We start from the raw sequence: 16,379 nt of genomic DNA on the forward strand, positions 1-16,379 counted from the left end.
CCCGCAGCTTCACTGAGAAACAGGGTCCGGAGTTCGCGGCTTCACCGAGAAACAAGGAGCGGAGTTCGCGGCTTCGCCGAGAAACGGGGGCCGGCGGAGTCCGCGGCTTCGCCGAGAGGCGCGGGGCAGTGCCCGTGACCCTTCGCCGGGGTTACGGGCCAGGAGCCCGTGGCCTTCGCCGGGAGCCCGCACCGGAGCCCGTGCGGCCGAAAAGCGGGTGAGGCCGGAGCCCCTGGCTCCGGCCTCACCCGTCCCGCACCGTCCCGCACCGCGCTTCACCTGCCCCGGAGGACACCCCCGGGCCGGGCTCCGCACCCCGGTCCGGGGCGCCGCTCCGGCCCTCGCGGCCCCGCTCGTCACCCCGGCCAGACGATCGCCTGTGTCTCGCTGTACGCGTGCAGGGCGTACGACCCCACGTCCCGGCCGACGCCGCTCTTCTTGAAGCCGCCGAAGGGCGCCTCCATGTTGCGGCCCACGGTGTTGACGCCGACGCCGCCCGCGCGCAGCCGGCGGGCGACGCGGAAGGCGCGGGCCACGTCCCCGGACCAGACGTAGTCGATCAGGCCGTAGTCGGAGTCGTTGGCGAGGGCGATCGCCTCCTCCTCGTCGTCGAAAGGCAGGACGACGACGACCGGGCCGAAGATCTCCTCCCGGACGACCCGCATGTCCGGTGTGCAGTCGGCGAGAAGCGTGGGCGCGACATAGAACCCGCTGGGCAGGGAGGGCCGTTCACCGCCCGCCACCACCCGCGCGCCTTCCTTGCGCCCGAGTTCGACGTAGGACTCGACCCGGTCACGGTGGGCCGCCGAGACGACCGGGCCGACCACCGTGCCCTGCTCCCGCGGATCGCCCACCTTCAAGTGCCCCGCATAGGCAGCCAGTTGCTGCACCAACAGGTCGTGCACAGCCCGCTGGACCAGTACCCGCGTCGGCGCCGTGCAGATCTGCCCGCTGTAGAAGGAGAAGGTCGTGCCGATGCCCGACACCGCCGAACCCAGATCCGCGTCGTCGAACACGATCGCCGCGCCCTTGCCGCCCAACTCCATCAGCTGGCGCTTCATGCCGCGCCCGCACACCTCGGCGATCCGCTGCCCGACGGCCGTCGAGCCGGTGAAACTGACCATGTCGACGTCCGGGGAGTCGACCGCCGCCTCGCCGGACTCCGCCGTCGAACCGCTGACCACGTTCACCACGCCCGGCGGCACGCCCGCCGCCTCGAGCGCCTCGGCCATCCGGTACACGGAGAGCGGGTCCTGCGGGGCCGGCTTCACCACCACGGTGTTGCCCATCGCGAGGGCGGGGGCGATCTTGCCCGCCGGGTTGGCCCACGGATTGTTGTACGAGGTGATGCAGGTGACCACGCCGACCGGCTGGCGCACGGCGAGCGCGCCCATCACGGCCGCCCCGCCGAAGGGTCCCGCCTCGTTGATCTGCGGCGGCAGCGGCTGCTCGACCGGTTCGGGCCGCGCGTAGCGCCGGAACCGGGCCACCCCGACCCCCACCTGCATCCCGCGCGCCGTCCCGGTGGTGGCGCCGCTCTCCGCCTGCGCGAGTTCGGCGTAGGACACGAAGTTGCGCTGGATGACGTCCGCGGCGCGGGCGAGGACGGCGGCCCGCTCCTCGGCGGGCGTGCGCGACCATGCCCCGAACGCCTCGCGGGCCGCCGCGGCCGCCGCGTGCACCTGGCTCCGCGAGGCCTCGGGGGCCAGCCCGACGACACCCTCGGTCGCCGGGTCGATCACCTCGTAGAACCCGTTGTCGGGCGCCACCCACGATCCGCCGATGAACAGCCGCTGCTCCTCGGGTCTCCCGGCCTCGCCCGTCACCGGGTGCTCACCGTCCGGGTGTCGCGGCCCGACCGCAGCACCTTGCCCGGCACGGCGCCCGTCACCACGTCCTCCCGGATCGACTCGACACCGTTGACCCACACGGCCTTCACCCCGATCGCCCGCGAGTCGAGCCGGGGACTGTCACCCGGGAGGTCGTGCACCAGGGTGGCCTTGCCCGCGTCGATCCGCTCCGGGTCGAACAGCACCAGGTCGGCATGGAATCCCACCTCGACGCGCCCGCGGTCACGCAGCCCGAAGAGCCGCGCCGGATCGTCCGTCAGCATCTTCACCGCCTGCTCCAGGGACGCGAGCCCGCGGCCGCGCAGACAGTCGCCGAGGAACCGGGTGGTGTACGGGGCTCCGCACATGCGGTCCAGATGGGCGCCCGCGTCGGAGCCGCCGAGCAGGACGTCCTGGTGCTGCCAGGTCTCGGCGCGCAGTGCCCAGGAGTCCGGGTCGTTGTCGGTGGGCATGGGCCACAGGACCGTCCGCAGCTCGTCGGCCGCGCAGATCTCCACCAGGCACGCGAAGGGCTCCTGGCCGCGCTCGGCGGCGATGTCCCGCACCACGCGCCCGGTCAGGCCCTCGTTCGCCGCGCTGTACGTGTCGCCGATGACGTACCGGCCGAAGTCGGCGAGCCGCCGGAAGACACCCGCCTCCTTGCTGTCCGCGCGGCGCAGCATCTCGGCGCGGACCTCCGGGTCGCCGAGCTTCGCGATGCGGTCCGGGACGGGCAGCCCGAGAACCGGGCCCCAGCCCGGAATCAGGTTCAGCGCGCAGAAGGTGCCGAGCGACATGTTCATCGGGGTGAGGATCGGCATGGTGAGCGCGACGACCCGGCCGCCGGACTTGCGGGCGCGCTCGCTCGCCTCCAGCTGGCGCGGGACGCGCTCGGGCACGGCGGCGTCGATCGTCAGGACGTTCCAGTTGAGCGGGCGGCCCGCCGCCGCGCTCATCTCCACGAACAGATCGATCTCGGCGTCGCTGAACTGGTCCAGACAGCCGGCCACGATCGCCTCGATCTGGGTGCCCTCGTGCTCCCCCACGGCCTGCGCGAGGGCGAGCAGTTCGGCCGGCCCGGCGTGCCGGGAGGCGACCGGCCTGCCGTCGCCGTCGGAGTGGGTGGAGGACTGGGTGGTGGACAGGCCCCAGGCTCCGGCGTCCATGGCCTCGTGGAAGAGCCGCAGCATGTCCGCGAGCTGCTCCGGCGTCGGCTGTCCGCCCACGGCGTCGGGGCCCATCACGTACCGCCGCAGCGCGCAATGGCCCACCATGAAGCCCGCGTTGACGGCGATCCGCCCCTCCAGGGCGTCGAGATAATCGCCGAAGCTGTGCCAGTTCCAGGGCGCGCCCTCCTCCAGCGCGACCAGGGACATGCCCTCGACCTTGGACAGCATGCGGCGGGTGTAGTCGGCGTCCTCGGGGCGCGCGGGGTTCAGCGGGGCGAGCGTGAACCCGCAGTTGCCGCCCGCGACGGTGGTGACCCCGTGGTTGAGGGACGGGGTCGCGTACGGGTCCCAGAAGAGCTGGGCGTCGTAGTGCGTGTGCGGGTCCACGAAGCCGGGGGCGAGGACGAGTCCGTGCGCGTCCTCGCTCGTCCGGGACGGCTCGGTGACCGTGCCGATCACGGCGATACGGCCGTCCCGTATCCCCACGTCCGCGGTGTAGGCGGGCGCGCCCGTCCCGTCCACGACGGTCGCGCCCTTGATCAGGTGGTCGAGCATCGCGGAAGTACCCCCTGGACCTAGACGGCGGCTTGGCGGAAGCGGGTGGTGCGGTGCACCGGGTCCGTGTCGATCTTCGGGATCACGTGCTCGCCGATCAGCCGGATCGTCTGGAGGGTCTCCTCCTTGGGGACCCCGACGGGCAGTCCGAAGCTCAGCTGGTCGGCGCCGGCCTGCTCCCAGCGCTTGCACTGGGTGAGCACCTCGTCCGGGTCGCCGCAGATCAACAGCTCCTCCTCGATGAGGAGTTCGACGAACTCCGCGTTGTACTCGGGGAGCGTCTCCGGCCAGACGGGGAAGCCCTCGGGGCGCGGGAAGGTGTCGTGGTAGCGGAAGACGAGGGAGGGCAGGTAGTGCAGCCCGCCGCCGACGGCGATGCGGATCGCCTCGTCGTGGGTGGGCGCGCAGATGGCGGTGGTGGTCACCATCACGTTGTCGTTGACGAAGTCCCCGATGGGTTCGGCGTTCACGACGGCGGTCTTGTACTGCTCCAGGACCCACTCCATGTCGGAGACCTTCTGGACGCTGAAGCCGAGCACGCCGAGCCCCTTGCGGGCGGCCATGGAGTACGAGGGCGGGGACCCGGCGGCGTACCACATCGCGGGGTGCGACTTCCCGTACGGCTTGGGCAGGATCTTGCGCGGCGGGAGCGACCAGTGCTTGCCCTGGAACCCGACGTACTCGTCCTGGAGCCACATCTTCGGGAACTCCGCGATGGTCTCCTCCCAGATCTCCTTCGTGTAGTTCATGTCGGTGATGCCGGGGAGGAAGCCGAGGATCTCGTGCGAGCCGGCCCCGCGCCCGGAGCCGAACTCGAAGCGGTTCTCGGTGAGATGGTCGAGCATCGCGACCTTCTCGGCGACCTTGACCGGATGGTTGACCTGGGCGAGCGGGTTGAAGATGCCGGACCCGAGGTGGATGCGGTCCGTGGCGTGCGCCAGATAGCCGAGGTAGACGTCGTTGGCCGAGAGGTGCGAGTACTCCTCCAGGAAGTGGTGCTCGGACGCCCAGGCGTACTTGAAGCCGGACTTGTCCGCCTGGATGACGTACTCGGTCTCCTCCATCAGCGCCTTGTGCTCCGCGAGCGGATCGGTCTCGGCCCGCTTGCCCACGTATCCCTGTACAAAGAGCCCGAATTCCAAGGAGGTTCACCGTCCCCATCCAGTTATCTGACGTACCGTCAGATTCGTTGAGCCGACTGTTCCACCGCGCGCATGCACCGTCAATAGCTGATACGGCGTCAGAGAACGCTCACGCCCGCGAGCCAGCCGCCGTCGATCACGAAGGGCTGTCCGGTGATGTACGAGGAGTCCTCACCGGTCAGGAACAGGGCCAGCCGGGCCACCTCCTCCGGACGCCCGATCCGGCCGAGCGGCACCAGCTTCCGGTACAGCTCGTCGAGCGCCTGGGAGGCCTCCTCCGTGTTCGCGCCCGGATCGAGCTGCGACGGGTTGCTCATCGCCGTGTCGACGGCCCCCGGGCACACGGCGTTGACGCGGATCCTCTTGGCCGCGAGTTCGAGCGCCGCCACGCGCGTGAGGCCCACGATGGCGTGCTTGGTCGCGGCGTACGCGCCGACGTACGCCATGCCCGTGAGCCCCGTGTACGAGGCCGTGTTCACGATCGTGCCGCCGCCCGCGGCCGCGAGCTCGGGCGCGAGGGTCTTGATCCCGAGGAACACCCCGACCTGGTTGACCTGCACGATCTGCATGAACTCGGCCAGCGGGGTGTCGACCAGTTCGTTGAAGCGCAGGATGCCGGCGTTGTTGACGAGCCCGTCGATCCGCCCGTACACCGCCCGCGCGGACCGCACCGCCGCCTCCCAGTCCTCCTCCCGGCTCACGTCCAGGTGGACGTAGTGCGCGCCGATCTCCTTGGCGAGCGCCTCCCCCTGGTCGTCGAGCACGTCCGCGACGACCACGCGCGCGCCCTCCGCCACGAAGAGCCGCGCCTCCTGCTCGCCCTGCCCGCGCGCCGCGCCCGTGATGAGGACGACCCGCCCGTCCAGCTTGCCCATGGCCTGACTCCCTAGCTGAGGTGGGGCGCGACGTCCGCGCCGAACGCCGTGATCTGGTCCAGCAGTTCACCGCGGCTCCGGCTGCGGAACCGCACCTGTATCTGGTGCACGCCCATCGCGCGGTACTCCCGCAGCGACTCGGCCAGTGCCTCGGGCGCCCCGCTCAGCGTGCGCCGCCCGACCTCCCAGCCGGGCGCACCGACGTACAGCGGCTCGGTGATCGCGCCGATCGTCAGCGGCACCTCGATCCCGGCCTCGGCGCGCAGGCTCCCGATCCGGGCGATCTGTCCCGGCAGCCGGTCGCGCGGATCGCCCTGCGGCAGCCAGCCGTCGCCGCGCAGCGCGGCCCGGCGCACCGCGGCGGGCGAGGACCCGCCCACCCACACGGGCACCCGCTCCTGCTTGGGCCGCGGCCGCTGCCCGAGCCCTTCGAAGTCGTACGTCTTGCCGTGGTGGACGGGGAACTCGTCCGGCCCGAGCGCGGCGCGCAGCGCGTCGATCGTCTCGTCGAGGACGGCGCCCCGGCGCTCGAAGTCGGCCCCGACCGCCGCGAACTCCTCCTCCACGTGCCCGGCGCCGACCCCGAGGACCAGTCGGCCGCCCGACAGATGGTCGAGGGTCGCGTACTGCTTGGCGGTGACGAGCGGATGCCTGAGCCCGACGATCGCGACATGGCTGAGCAGCCGCACGCGCTCGGTCACCCCCGCGAGGAAGGCGAGCGTGGCGACCGGGTCGTACCAGACGGTGCTCATCGCGCCCGCGAGCCGGCGCGGGATGGCGACGTGGTCGCAGCTCGCGACATAGGCGAAACCGGCACGGTCGGCGGCGCGGGCGATCTCGACGAGGTCGTCGGGGCCCGCGTCCGCCTCCCACGGCTCCGCGTAGATCGTGCTCTGCGACTGGACCGGGAGCTGCATCCCGTAGGCCAGCCGCCCTTCGGGCAGTACCTGCATGGGCACACACCTCTCGTCTGACGGTCCGTCACTTCTTGAGTGTCGCTGCCATAGTCGTAGCTGACGGACCGTCAGACAAGAGGTCGGCGGGTTTCGGCGACGGCCGGTGTCCGGGCAGGCCGCGGACGGCCGGGATTCAGCCCGCCCAGAGGCCGTCCGGCGTCAGGCCCAGCAGTTCGATCGCGTTGCGCCGCACGATCCGGTCGACCACATCGGCGTCGAGGTGGCCCATCTGGGACTCGCCGACCTCCCGGGACTTCGGCCAGGTCGAGTCCGAGTGCGGATAGTCGGTCTCGTAGAGGACGTTGCCGACACCGATCGCGTCGAGGTTCTTCAGCCCGAAGGCGTCGTCGAAGAAGCAGCCGTACACGTGGTCGGCGAAGAGCTCGGACGGCGGCCGGTGGACCTTGTCGGCGACGCCGCCCCAGCCGCGGTTCTCCTCCCACACCACGTCCGCGCGTTCCAGGATGTACGGGATCCAGCCGATCTGGCCCTCCGCGTACATCACCTTGAGGTTCGGGAAGCGCTCGAACTTGCCGCTCATCAGCCAGTCGACCATCGAGAAGCAGCAGTTGGCGAAGGTGATCGTGGACCCGACCGCGGGCGGCGCGTCGGCCGAGGTCGACGGCATCCGGCTGCTGGAGCCGATGTGCATGGCGATGACGGTGCCCGTCTCGTCGCACGCGGCGAAGAAGGGGTCCCAGTCGTCGGTGTGCACGGAGGGGAGGCCCAGATGAGGCGGGATCTCGGAGAAGGCCACCGCGCGTACGCCACGGGCGGCATTGCGCCGTACTTCGTCCGCCGCAAGCCGGGCGTCCCAGAGCGGGACGAGCGTCAGCGGTATCAGGCGCCCCTGGGCCTTGGGCCCGCACCACTCCTCCACCATCCAGTCGTTGTAGGCCCGCACCCCGAGAAGGCCCAGCTCACGGTCGGTCGCCTCGGTGAACGTCTGCCCGCAGAAGCGGGGGAAGGTGGGGAAGCAGAGGGCGGACTGGACGTGGTTGACGTCCATGTCGGCCAGTCGCTGGGGCACGTCGTACGAGCCCGGGCGCATCTGCTCGTACGTGATGATCTCGAGCTTGATCTCGTCACGGTCGTAGCCGACGGCCGTGTCGAGGCGGGTGAGGGGCCGGTGCAGGTCTTCGTAGACCCACCAGTCACCGATGGGACCGTCGTCGCCCGGGGCGCCCATGACGGGAGCGAACTTCCCGCCCAGGAAGGTCATTTCCTTGAGGGGCGCGCGGACGATGCGGGGCCCGGTGTCCTGGTACTTCGCGGGCAGCCGGTCCCGCCAGACGTCGGGGGGTTCGACCGTGTGGTCGTCCACCGAGATGATCCTCGGGAAGGCGGCCGGGGCGCTCGCCGAGGGGCTCTGCTGGGTTTCCGTGGTCTCCATACGGCCCACGGTAGCGCTGATCTGACGATCCGTCAGTTGCCTGTCGGGGGCCGCGTTCCGGGGTACGGCGCGGGTGAATTCGTGGGGATGTGTGAGGAGGCCGTGTGAGGACCCTGTGGTGTACCGTGCGGCGCCCTGTGATCGCTGTCTCGCACGGCTGACGCATCCGCCATGAACAAGGCAAACTGGCCTCGTTGTACTGACGGTTCGGCAGGGGGACAGCGATGGACGGTGTGCCGCGGGTACCGAAGCAGTGGCGTCCGGGCTCCGAGGAGCCCGCGGCGTTGCGCTTCAGCGTGCTCGGCCCGGTACGCGCCTGGCTCGGCGACGACCCGCTGCCGGCCGGGTCACCGCAGCAACGCGCCCTGCTGGCCGCGCTGCTGCTCCGTGACGGCCGCACGGCCACGGCATCCGAACTCATCGACGCCCTGTGGGGCGACGAACCCCCGTCCCAGGCACTGGCCGCCCTGCGGACATACGCCTCGCGCCTGCGCAAGGCGCTCGGCCCCGAAGTCCTGGTGAGCGAGTCCGGCGGCTACGCGATCCGCTCCCTCGGCGAGCGCGCGCTCGACCACGTACGCGCCCAGGAGCTCGCCGCCGACGCCGAGAAGGCGCGGGCCGCCGGCGACCTGTCCCGGGCCCGTGACCTGCTGCGGGACGCCCTCGCCCTATGGGACGGCGAACCGCTCGCGAGCATCCCCGGCCCCTACGCGGAGACCCAGCGGGCCCGCCTGGAGGAGTGGCGCCTGCAACTCCTCGAATCCCGGCTCGACATGGACCTGGAGCAGGGCTGCCACGCGGAGGCGGTCTCCGAACTCACGGCGCTCACCGCGGCACATCCGCTGCGCGAGCGCCTGCGTGAACTCCTGATGCTGGCGCTGTACCGCTCCGGCCGCCAGGCGGAAGCCCTCGCGGTGTACGCGGACACCCGGCGGCTCCTCGCCGACGAGCTCGGGGTGGACCCGCGGCAGGGCCTCAAGGAGCTCCAGCAGCGCATACTCCAGGCGGACCCGGGCCTCGCTGAGCCCTCCGCCCCAGCGGCGGAGCCCTCCGCCGCACCCGTCCGCCCGGCTCAACTCCCGGCCACCGTCACCGACTTCACGGGCCGGGCTTCCTTCGTGCAGGAACTGAGCGACGTCCTCGCCGCGGCGTCCTCCGACCAGGGCCGGGTCATGGCCGTCTCGGCGCTGGCGGGCATCGGGGGCGTGGGCAAGACGACGCTCGCGGTGCACGTGGCGCACCAGTCCCGCGGGGCCTTCCCGGACGGGCAGCTGTACGTCGACCTCCAGGGCGCCGGATCGCGGGCGGCCGAGCCGGAGACGGTCCTGGGCGCCTTCCTGCGGGCCCTCGGTACGGCGGACTCGGCGATCCCGGACTCGCTGGAGGAACGCTCGGCCCTCTACCGCTCGGTCCTCGACGGCCGCCGCGTCCTGGTCCTTCTGGACAACGCCCGTGACGCCGCCCAGGTGCGCCCCCTGCTGCCCGGCACCGAGGGCTGTGCGGCCCTGGTGACCTCGCGCATGCGGATGGTGGACCTGGCGGGTGCCCATCTGGTGGACCTCGACGTGATGTCTCCCGAGGAGGCGTTGCAGCTCTTCACCAAGATCGTGGGCCGGGAACGGGTCGCGTCCGAGCGGGAGGCCGCCCTCGACGTGGTCGCGGCCTGCGGCTTCCTTCCTCTCGCCATCCGCATCGCGGCGTCACGGCTCGCCGCCCGGCGTACCTGGACGGTCTCGGTGCTCGCAGCGAAGCTCGGTGACGAGCGCCGCCGCCTGGACGAACTCCAGGCGGGCGACCTGGCCGTCAAGGCCACCTTCGAACTCGGCTACGGCCAGCTGGAGCCGGCCCAGGCACGGGCGTTCCGGCTGCTCGGACTGGCCGACGGCCCCGACATCTCCCTGGCGGCGGCCGCGGCGGTGCTCGACCTCCCGGTCGAGGAAACCGAGGACCTCCTGGAGTCCCTCGTCGACACCTCACTCCTGGAGTCCGCCGCCCCCGGCCGCTACCGCTACCACGACCTCGTACGCCTCTACGCGCGCGCATGCGCGGAACGCGACGAACAGCCACCGAGCGAGCGGACGGCGGCCATGTCGCGGTTGCTGGACTTCTATCTGGCCACTGCGGCGGGGGTGTACGTCCTCGACCGTCCCGGCGACAAACTGGTGGAGCACCTCGAGCCCACGGAGTATCCGGGGCTGGTGTTCGAGGACCGCCATCAGGCCCAGGACTGGCTGTACGCGGAGGCGGTCTGCACGCTGGCCTGCGTGCGGCAGTCGATGGGCCCGGAGACGTTGGCACGGGCCGTCGACCTCCTGTGGGCGGCCTGCGACCTGGCCGAATCGGGAGCCAACTCCAAGGAGTACGAGGCCGTCGCCGAGGCCGCGGGCGCCGCCGCACAGACACACGCGGCACCGCGCGCCGAGGCCCGGGCGCTCACGACGCTCTCCTTCGTGCACCACATCACCGGTCGGTTCGACTCGGCCGACGCGGCTGCCACCCGCGCCCTCGAACGGGCCCTCGCCACCGGTGACCCGTTGACGAGCTGCTGGTCGTCCAACATCCTCGGCGTGATCGCCCTCTACCAGAACCGTCACGCCGACGGAGAGGCGCATCTGGGCCGCGCCATCGAGAACTTCCGTGCGTGCGAGGACCGTCCGGGCGAGGCGAGCGCGCTGTGCAACCTCTCCCGCATCCACCTCGCCACCGGACGGACCGCGAGCGCGGTGGCACTCGCCCAGCAGGGCACGGAGATGTACGACGACATGGGCCACGCGCTGAAGGGCGCGAACGGCCGGTACGCGCTGGGTCTGGCCCTCACCCAGAGCGGCCAGCTCGGGCAGGCCGTCGACCGTCTTCAGGAAGCCCTCGAGGTGTTCCAGGACAGCCGCCAACGGCTTTGGGAGGGCATGACGTTGTTCCGTCTCGCCGAGGCCGACCTCGCCTCCCGGCGGCCCGCACAGGCCGCCGCGAACGCGGAGTTGGCGCTGACCGTGCTGCGCGGGATCGGCGGCGACTGGCGGCGCGGCAACGTACTCACCGTGCTCGGCAGGGCGCTGAGCGGTATCGGGCAGATCGGCCGCGCGCAGGTCTGCTGGCGTGAAGCCCTGGACATCTTCGAGGGGTTGGCCGCACCCGAAGCCGATGAGGTGCGGGCACTCCTGAAGCCGCTCGCCGTCGCCTGAGTCCCCCACGCCTGCGCGTTCATCGTTCGTTTATCGCCCTGCGCCACTCTCTGGTTGTCGATCCGTCGCGTCGGGGGGCAGACGGGAAGACATCCGGCCAACACCTTTAAGGTGAACCGGCCCAGAAGTGCCCGTCCGGCGACCCTCGGGGGAGTTGCCGGGCGGGCCCTTCCCGACTACCGCAACCGCAGCGAACAGAACTGCCAGGGGAGCCAGTCATGAGTGACGACCTCAGCACCGACAACGTCCACGCCACCGGCGAGCCGACGGCCTCGACGGACAACGTCCACGCCACGGACGAGCCGCTCAAGGGCAAGAACCCGATCGCCCCGGGCGAGGACACCGGCGACGCGTCCACGGACAACGTCCACGCCACGGACGAGCCTGCCTGACCAGAACCACACCACACGGGGATCGGCCGCGGCGGCGCGGAGGGGGAGCCGCCGCGGCCGCCGTGCGTCCGGGCGCCTGCTGCGCAGTTCAGGCCCATAATTGGCGCATACGTTCGAATAAAGCGGACCAGCGCCCCCTGGGCCACTGGCGTCCCTCGGTGTCCAGAAGTCCCCTCTCCCCCCAGGAGTTGGAATGACTCGCACCAAGAAGGCCTTCGTCACCGCGGCCATCGCGGCCGCCGCGGCGATCGGAGCGTCGGTCCCGGCGTTCGCCAACACGCACGTCACGGACACCCCGATCACCACGGACAACACCCACGTCACGGACACTCCCGTGACCACGGACAACACCCACGTCACCGTTACCCCGTGACCCCGGACGCCGCCGACGCGACCTGAGCCGCGGCCATGACCTCGGGGGCCGGCCGGGGCCGAGTGGATCATCTCGGCCCCGGCCGGGCGAGTTCGTCGGCCTGGCGCCGCGGCCCGCACTACGCGGCGCCGTAGCTCAGAAGGTCCCGGTCCGCAGCTCCCCCTTCACCACCTTCCCGCTCGCGTTCCGTGGCAGTTCGGGGACGAATTCGATCGTGCGCGGGACCTTGTAGTTGGCCATCTCCCGGCGGGACCAGGCGATGAGGCCGTCGGCCGTGAGGACGGAGTGCGGGCGGCGGACGACGTAGGCCTTGCCGACCTCGCCCAGGCGGCTGTCCGGGATGCCGATGACCGCCACGTCGGCGACGTCGGGGTGCAGGCCGAGCAGCTGCTCTATCTCCGCGGGGTAGGCGTTGAAGCCGCCGACGATGTACATGTCCTTGATGCGGTCGGTGATGCGGAGGTTGCCCTCGGGGTCGAGGACGCCCACGTCACCCGTGCGCAGCCAGCCGTCCTCGGACAGAACCGCCGCCGTGGCCTCGGGGTCCTCGAAGTAGCCGCGCATGACGTTGAAGCCGCGGACCAGGACCTCGCCGGGCGAGCCGGGTGCCACCGGGGTTCCCGAGGAGTCCACCACCCGCACCTCGGTGTCCGGGATCGCCCGGCCCGAGGTGGAGGCGATCACCGCCGGCGCGTCTCCCCTGCGGCACATCGTGACGATCCCGCTCGCCTCGGAGAGGCCGTACGCCGTCAGCACCGTGTCTACACCGAGTTCCGTACGCAGACGCTCGACCAGGCGCAAGGGCACCACCGCCGCGCCCGTGACCACCAGACGCAGGGCCGAAAGGTCGTACGCGGCCCGGGACGGGTGGTCCAGCAGCGACTGGTGGAGCGTGGGCGGGCCGGGCAGGACGGAGACGCGCTCCGCGGCCACGTTCGCGAGCACCGTGTCCACGTCGAACACCGGCTGCGGGATCATCGTCGCCCCGCGCATCAGACAGGCGATGATCCCGGCCTTGTAGCCGAACGTGTGGAAGAACGGGTTCACGATCAGGTAGCGGTCGCCCTCGCGCAGGCCGGCGAGGTCGCTCCAGATCTCGTAGCAGCGCAGCGTCTGCGCATGGGTGATCAGGGCACCCTTCGGGCGGCCCGTGGTGCCCGAGGTGAAGATGATGTCCGAGGGTGACGCGCCGGACACGGCCGCGCCGCGCCGGCGTACCTCGTCCGTCCCCACGCCCTCCCCGCCCGCGAGGAAGTCCTTCCAGGTGCGGAAGTCGGCGGGGGCGTCGTCCGCGAGGACCACCACCTGTTCCAGGTGCGGGAGACCGGGCAGCGGTCCGGGTCCGGGGCCCTCGCCGGACGCCCTCCGCAGCGAGGCCACGTAGGAGGTGCCGAGGAACGTACCCGTCACGAACAGCAGCTTCGCCCGGCTCCGCGCCAGTACGTACGCGGCCTCGGCGCCCTTGAAGCGGGTGTTGAGGGGGACGAGGACCGCGCCCGCGGACACCGCGCCGAGGGCGGAGACGATCCAGTCGAGCGTGTTCGGGGCCCAGATGGCGACACGGTCGCCGAGACGTACGCCGCTCGCCACGCAGGCCGCCGCGGCGCGCTCCACCCGGGCGCCCAACTCCTCGTAGGAGATGCGTGTCCGGCCCTCGACAACCGCGTCGCGGTCCGCGAAGCGGGTCGCCGCCGACCGCACCAGTCCCGGGACGCCGCCCCACTCCAGGTCACCGCGCATCGCGCACCTCCCGCTGAAGCACCACTAGCTGACTGACCGTCAGATTAGCTGTAGCCTGACGGCCTGTCAGCAGCCGGGACCGTCTGCGGAGGTGCACCCATGCCGGGGATCAAGGACGCCACAGCCGTCGTCGGGATCGGACAGACCCCGTTCGCCAGACAACTCCCCGAGTCCGAGAAGGCCTTGGCCTGCCGCGCGGTCCTCGCCGCCCTCGACGACGCCGGCATCGCGCCCGCCGAGGTCGACGGGCTCGCCTCCTACACCATGGAGGAGACCGACGAGGTGGAGGTCGCCAAGGCCGTCGGGTTCGGTGACCTCACCTTCTTCAGCAAGGTGGGCTTCGGAGGTGGCGGCTCCTGCGCCACCGTCGCGCATCTCGCCGCCGCCGTCGCCACGGGCCAGGCGACGGTGGGGGTGGCCTGGCGCTCACGCAAACGGGGCAGCGGTCCCCGGCCCTGGAAGAACACGGCCGTCCAGCTCCCCACCCCGGCCCAGTGGACCCGGCCCTTCGGGCTGCTGCGGCCCGCCGACGAGATAGGGATGCTCGCGCGCCGCTACCTGCACGAGTACGGGGCGACGCGCGACCATCTGTTCAACGTGGCGCTGGCCTGCCGCAACCGCGCCAACCAGAACCCGGCCGCGATGATGTACGAGCGCCCGCTGACCCGCGAGATGTACATGACCTCCCGCTGGATCAGCGAGCCCCTCTGTCTCTTCGACAACTGCCTGGAGACGGACGGCGCGCTGGCCTGCGTGATCGTCTCCGCCGAGCGGGCCCGTGACTGCCGGCAGCGGCCCGTGTACGTCCACTCCGCCGCCCAGGGTCTGCCGGCCCAGCACCACGGCATGGTCAACTACTGGAACGGCGACCCGCTCACCGGACCCGCCTGGACAGCCGCTCGACACCTGTGGAAGCACGCCGACTTCACACCGCAGGACGTCGACGTGGCCCAGATCTACGACGCGTTCACGCCCCTCATCCCGCTCTCGCTGGAGGGATACGGCTTCTGCGGGCGCGGGGAGGGCGCGGCCTTCACGGAGGGCGGTGCGCTGGAGATCGGCGGACGGCTGCCCGTCAACACCGGGGGCGGCGGGCTCAGCGAGGCCTACGTGCACGGCTTCAACCTCATCAACGAGGGCGTGAAGCAACTGCGGGGCACCAGTACGGCACAGGTGCCGGGGGCGGCGACCTGCCTGGTCACGGCGGGGGAAGGGGTCCCGACCTCCGCACTCCTGCTGAGAAGCTGAGGAGCCGAGATGAACGAGTCCCTGCTGTCCCCCGTCCTCGACGACGACGGCGCGCCCTTCTGGCAGTACGCGGCCCGGGGCGAACTCCGCGTCCAGTCCTGCGCCGACTGCGACGAACTCCGCTTTCCGCCCCGGCCCTGCTGCCCGCACTGCCACTCCTTCGCGAGCGAGTGGCGAAGGATGAGCGGGCGGGGCCGGATCTGGTCGTACGTCGTCCCGCATCCGCCGCTCCTTCCCGCCTACGCGGAGCAGGCCCCGTACAACGCGATCGTGGTGGAGCTGGCCGACGCGCCCCGGATACGGCTGGTCGGGAATCTGGTGAGCGGACCGGACGAGCCCCTCAACTCGGTCCCGCCGGAACGGATTCGGATCGGTGCACGGGTCCAGGCGGTGTTCACCGAGGTGAACGGCGTGACCGTTCCGCGCTGGGTCCTGGAGCGGGCGTGAGCGGGGACGCGCCGGGCGAGGCGGGCGCCGGGGGCGGCGGGCTCGTGGTGGCGGTCGACAAGGACACGGGGGTCGCCGTCCTGACGCTCGACCGGCCCGGCAGGCTCAACGCCATCGATCTCGGCATGGCGGCCGAACTGGTCGCCGCCTGGCGCGAGTTCCGGTTCGACGACACCGTACGGGCGATCGTCGTCACCGGCGCCGGGACGCGGGCCTTCTGCACCGGCATCGACCGGAGCGCCTCCGTACCGCAGCCCGACTCCCCGTACATGGTGGACGATCCGCTCGCCGCGGTCGGACCGAAGGCCAACGACCTGTGGAAGCCGGTGATCGCCGCCGTGAACGGGATCGCCTGCGGTGGCGCCTTCTATCTGCTGGGCGAGTCCGAGTTCATCGTGGCCGACGAGGAGGCGACCTTCTTCGATCCGCACACGACGTACGGGATGGTCAGCGCGTACGAGTCCGTCTACCTCGCGCAGCGGATGCCGTTCGGGGAAGTCGCGCGGATGGCGCTGATGGGGACCGCCGAACGGATCTCCGCACGGCGGGCCCACGAGGTGGGACTGGTGTCCGAACTCACCCCGCCGGGCGGTGCGTTGGCCGCGGCTGTGGAGTGCGCGGCGGTCATCGCGTCCTACCCGGCAGAAGCCGTCCAGGGGACCGTACGGGCCCTGTGGCTGGCGCAGGAGGCGACCCGTGCGGCGGCCCTCGCGCACGCCCCCCATCTCGTCTCCCTCGGGAACCTGCCGGCCGAGCGGCAGGCGGGCCTCTTCTCGGCACGACGGCCGGGGTTCCGGCTGCGTTAGGGCGGCCGTCCGAACGCCCCCTCCGTGAACCGGGCAGCCCTCGGACCGGGCAGCCCTCGGACCGGGCAACCCTCGGACCGGGTGGCACTCCGACCGGAGGAACCCAGGACCGGGCGGCCCCGGACCGCGCGGCCCTCCGACCGGACAGCCCCCGGCCGGGTGGCGCTCGCTCCGTGTGGCGGACCGGTCACGCCGGGCGTAGCGTCGGCAGCCGGAGCGGCATCCCGCACGCCGCCCGCGCGAGCGACGGCCGCCGTCCGGAGACCCTTCCG

Annotated in this window: 13 protein-coding genes; 6 read left to right on the forward strand and 7 right to left on the reverse strand. The window is 71.7% G+C overall.

The features are described 5' to 3' along the window. Window positions 1-356: 356 nt before the first annotated feature. From OG788_RS20725 to OG788_RS20750, 6 genes are all read right to left on the reverse strand, one after another. Entirely contained in the window at window positions 357-1,826 is a 1,470-nt protein-coding gene (locus OG788_RS20725; RefSeq protein ID WP_406372631.1) for an aldehyde dehydrogenase family protein, read from the reverse strand. After that, a complete protein-coding gene (locus tag OG788_RS20730) occupies window positions 1,823-3,553 on the reverse strand; it encodes an amidohydrolase family protein (RefSeq protein WP_406372632.1) in 1,731 nt (576 codons plus the stop codon). Before OG788_RS20730 ends, OG788_RS20725 begins: the two co-directional genes overlap by 4 nt. A gap of 20 nt (window positions 3,554-3,573) precedes the next feature. Then, window positions 3,574-4,695: an LLM class flavin-dependent oxidoreductase gene (locus tag OG788_RS20735; protein ID WP_351541424.1), complete on the reverse strand. Its 1,122-nt coding sequence runs from the start codon at window positions 4,693-4,695 to the stop codon at window positions 3,574-3,576. Between the two features lie 98 nt (window positions 4,696-4,793). Then, window positions 4,794-5,570: a glucose 1-dehydrogenase gene (locus tag OG788_RS20740; RefSeq protein WP_351541426.1), complete on the reverse strand. Its 777-nt coding sequence runs from the start codon at window positions 5,568-5,570 to the stop codon at window positions 4,794-4,796. Between the two features lie 11 nt (window positions 5,571-5,581). Then, on the reverse strand, window positions 5,582-6,523 hold the full coding sequence (locus OG788_RS20745; protein WP_406372633.1) for an LLM class F420-dependent oxidoreductase: 942 nt from the start codon (window positions 6,521-6,523) through the stop codon (window positions 5,582-5,584). A gap of 136 nt (window positions 6,524-6,659) precedes the next feature. Continuing rightward, a complete protein-coding gene (locus OG788_RS20750; RefSeq protein WP_406372635.1) occupies window positions 6,660-7,919 on the reverse strand; it encodes an amidohydrolase family protein in 1,260 nt (419 codons plus the stop codon). 224 nt (window positions 7,920-8,143) lie between these two features. Between OG788_RS20750 and OG788_RS20755 the strand changes: the two genes are divergently transcribed. The 3 genes from OG788_RS20755 (at window position 8,144) to OG788_RS20765 (ending at window position 11,866) form a co-directional block, all read left to right on the forward strand. Continuing rightward, window positions 8,144-11,101 carry a BTAD domain-containing putative transcriptional regulator gene (locus OG788_RS20755; RefSeq protein WP_406372636.1) on the forward strand — a complete coding sequence of 986 codons (2,958 nt, stop codon included), beginning with the start codon at window positions 8,144-8,146 and terminating at the stop codon, window positions 11,099-11,101. A 218-nt stretch (window positions 11,102-11,319) separates the two neighbouring features. Next, window positions 11,320-11,493 (forward strand): hypothetical protein, encoded by a 174-nt coding sequence (locus OG788_RS20760; protein ID WP_266759824.1) that lies wholly within the window; start codon window positions 11,320-11,322, stop codon window positions 11,491-11,493. A gap of 193 nt (window positions 11,494-11,686) precedes the next feature. Then, window positions 11,687-11,866 carry a hypothetical protein gene (locus OG788_RS20765; protein WP_406372638.1) on the forward strand — a complete coding sequence of 60 codons (180 nt, stop codon included), beginning with the start codon at window positions 11,687-11,689 and terminating at the stop codon, window positions 11,864-11,866. Between the two features lie 135 nt (window positions 11,867-12,001). Here the strand turns inward: OG788_RS20765 and OG788_RS20770 are convergent, their stop codons facing one another. After that, window positions 12,002-13,606 (reverse strand): FadD3 family acyl-CoA ligase, encoded by a 1,605-nt coding sequence (locus tag OG788_RS20770; protein ID WP_406372640.1) that lies wholly within the window; start codon window positions 13,604-13,606, stop codon window positions 12,002-12,004. A 99-nt stretch (window positions 13,607-13,705) separates the two neighbouring features. Between OG788_RS20770 and OG788_RS20775 the strand changes: the two genes are divergently transcribed. From OG788_RS20775 to OG788_RS20785, 3 genes are read left to right on the forward strand one after another with little or no spacing between them, the layout of a single operon-like run. Further along, the gene (locus OG788_RS20775) at window positions 13,706-14,854 is read left to right on the forward strand and encodes a lipid-transfer protein (RefSeq protein ID WP_406372642.1); all 1,149 of its coding nucleotides are present in this window, start codon (window positions 13,706-13,708) and stop codon (window positions 14,852-14,854) included. 21 nt (window positions 14,855-14,875) lie between these two features. After that, window positions 14,876-15,301, forward strand: a complete 426-nt coding sequence (locus OG788_RS20780; protein ID WP_406376804.1) for a Zn-ribbon domain-containing OB-fold protein — start codon at window positions 14,876-14,878, stop codon at window positions 15,299-15,301. Next, window positions 15,298-16,107, forward strand: coding sequence for an enoyl-CoA hydratase/isomerase family protein (locus tag OG788_RS20785; protein ID WP_406372644.1), 810 nt, complete (start codon window positions 15,298-15,300; stop codon window positions 16,105-16,107). The genes OG788_RS20780 and OG788_RS20785 overlap by 4 nt, the downstream gene beginning before the upstream one ends. The last annotated feature ends 272 nt before the right edge of the window (window positions 16,108-16,379 follow it).

The sequence above is a fragment of the Streptomyces sp. NBC_00647 genome, from assembly GCF_045207245.1.
Taxonomy (GTDB): Bacteria; Actinomycetota; Actinomycetes; order Streptomycetales; family Streptomycetaceae; genus Streptomyces.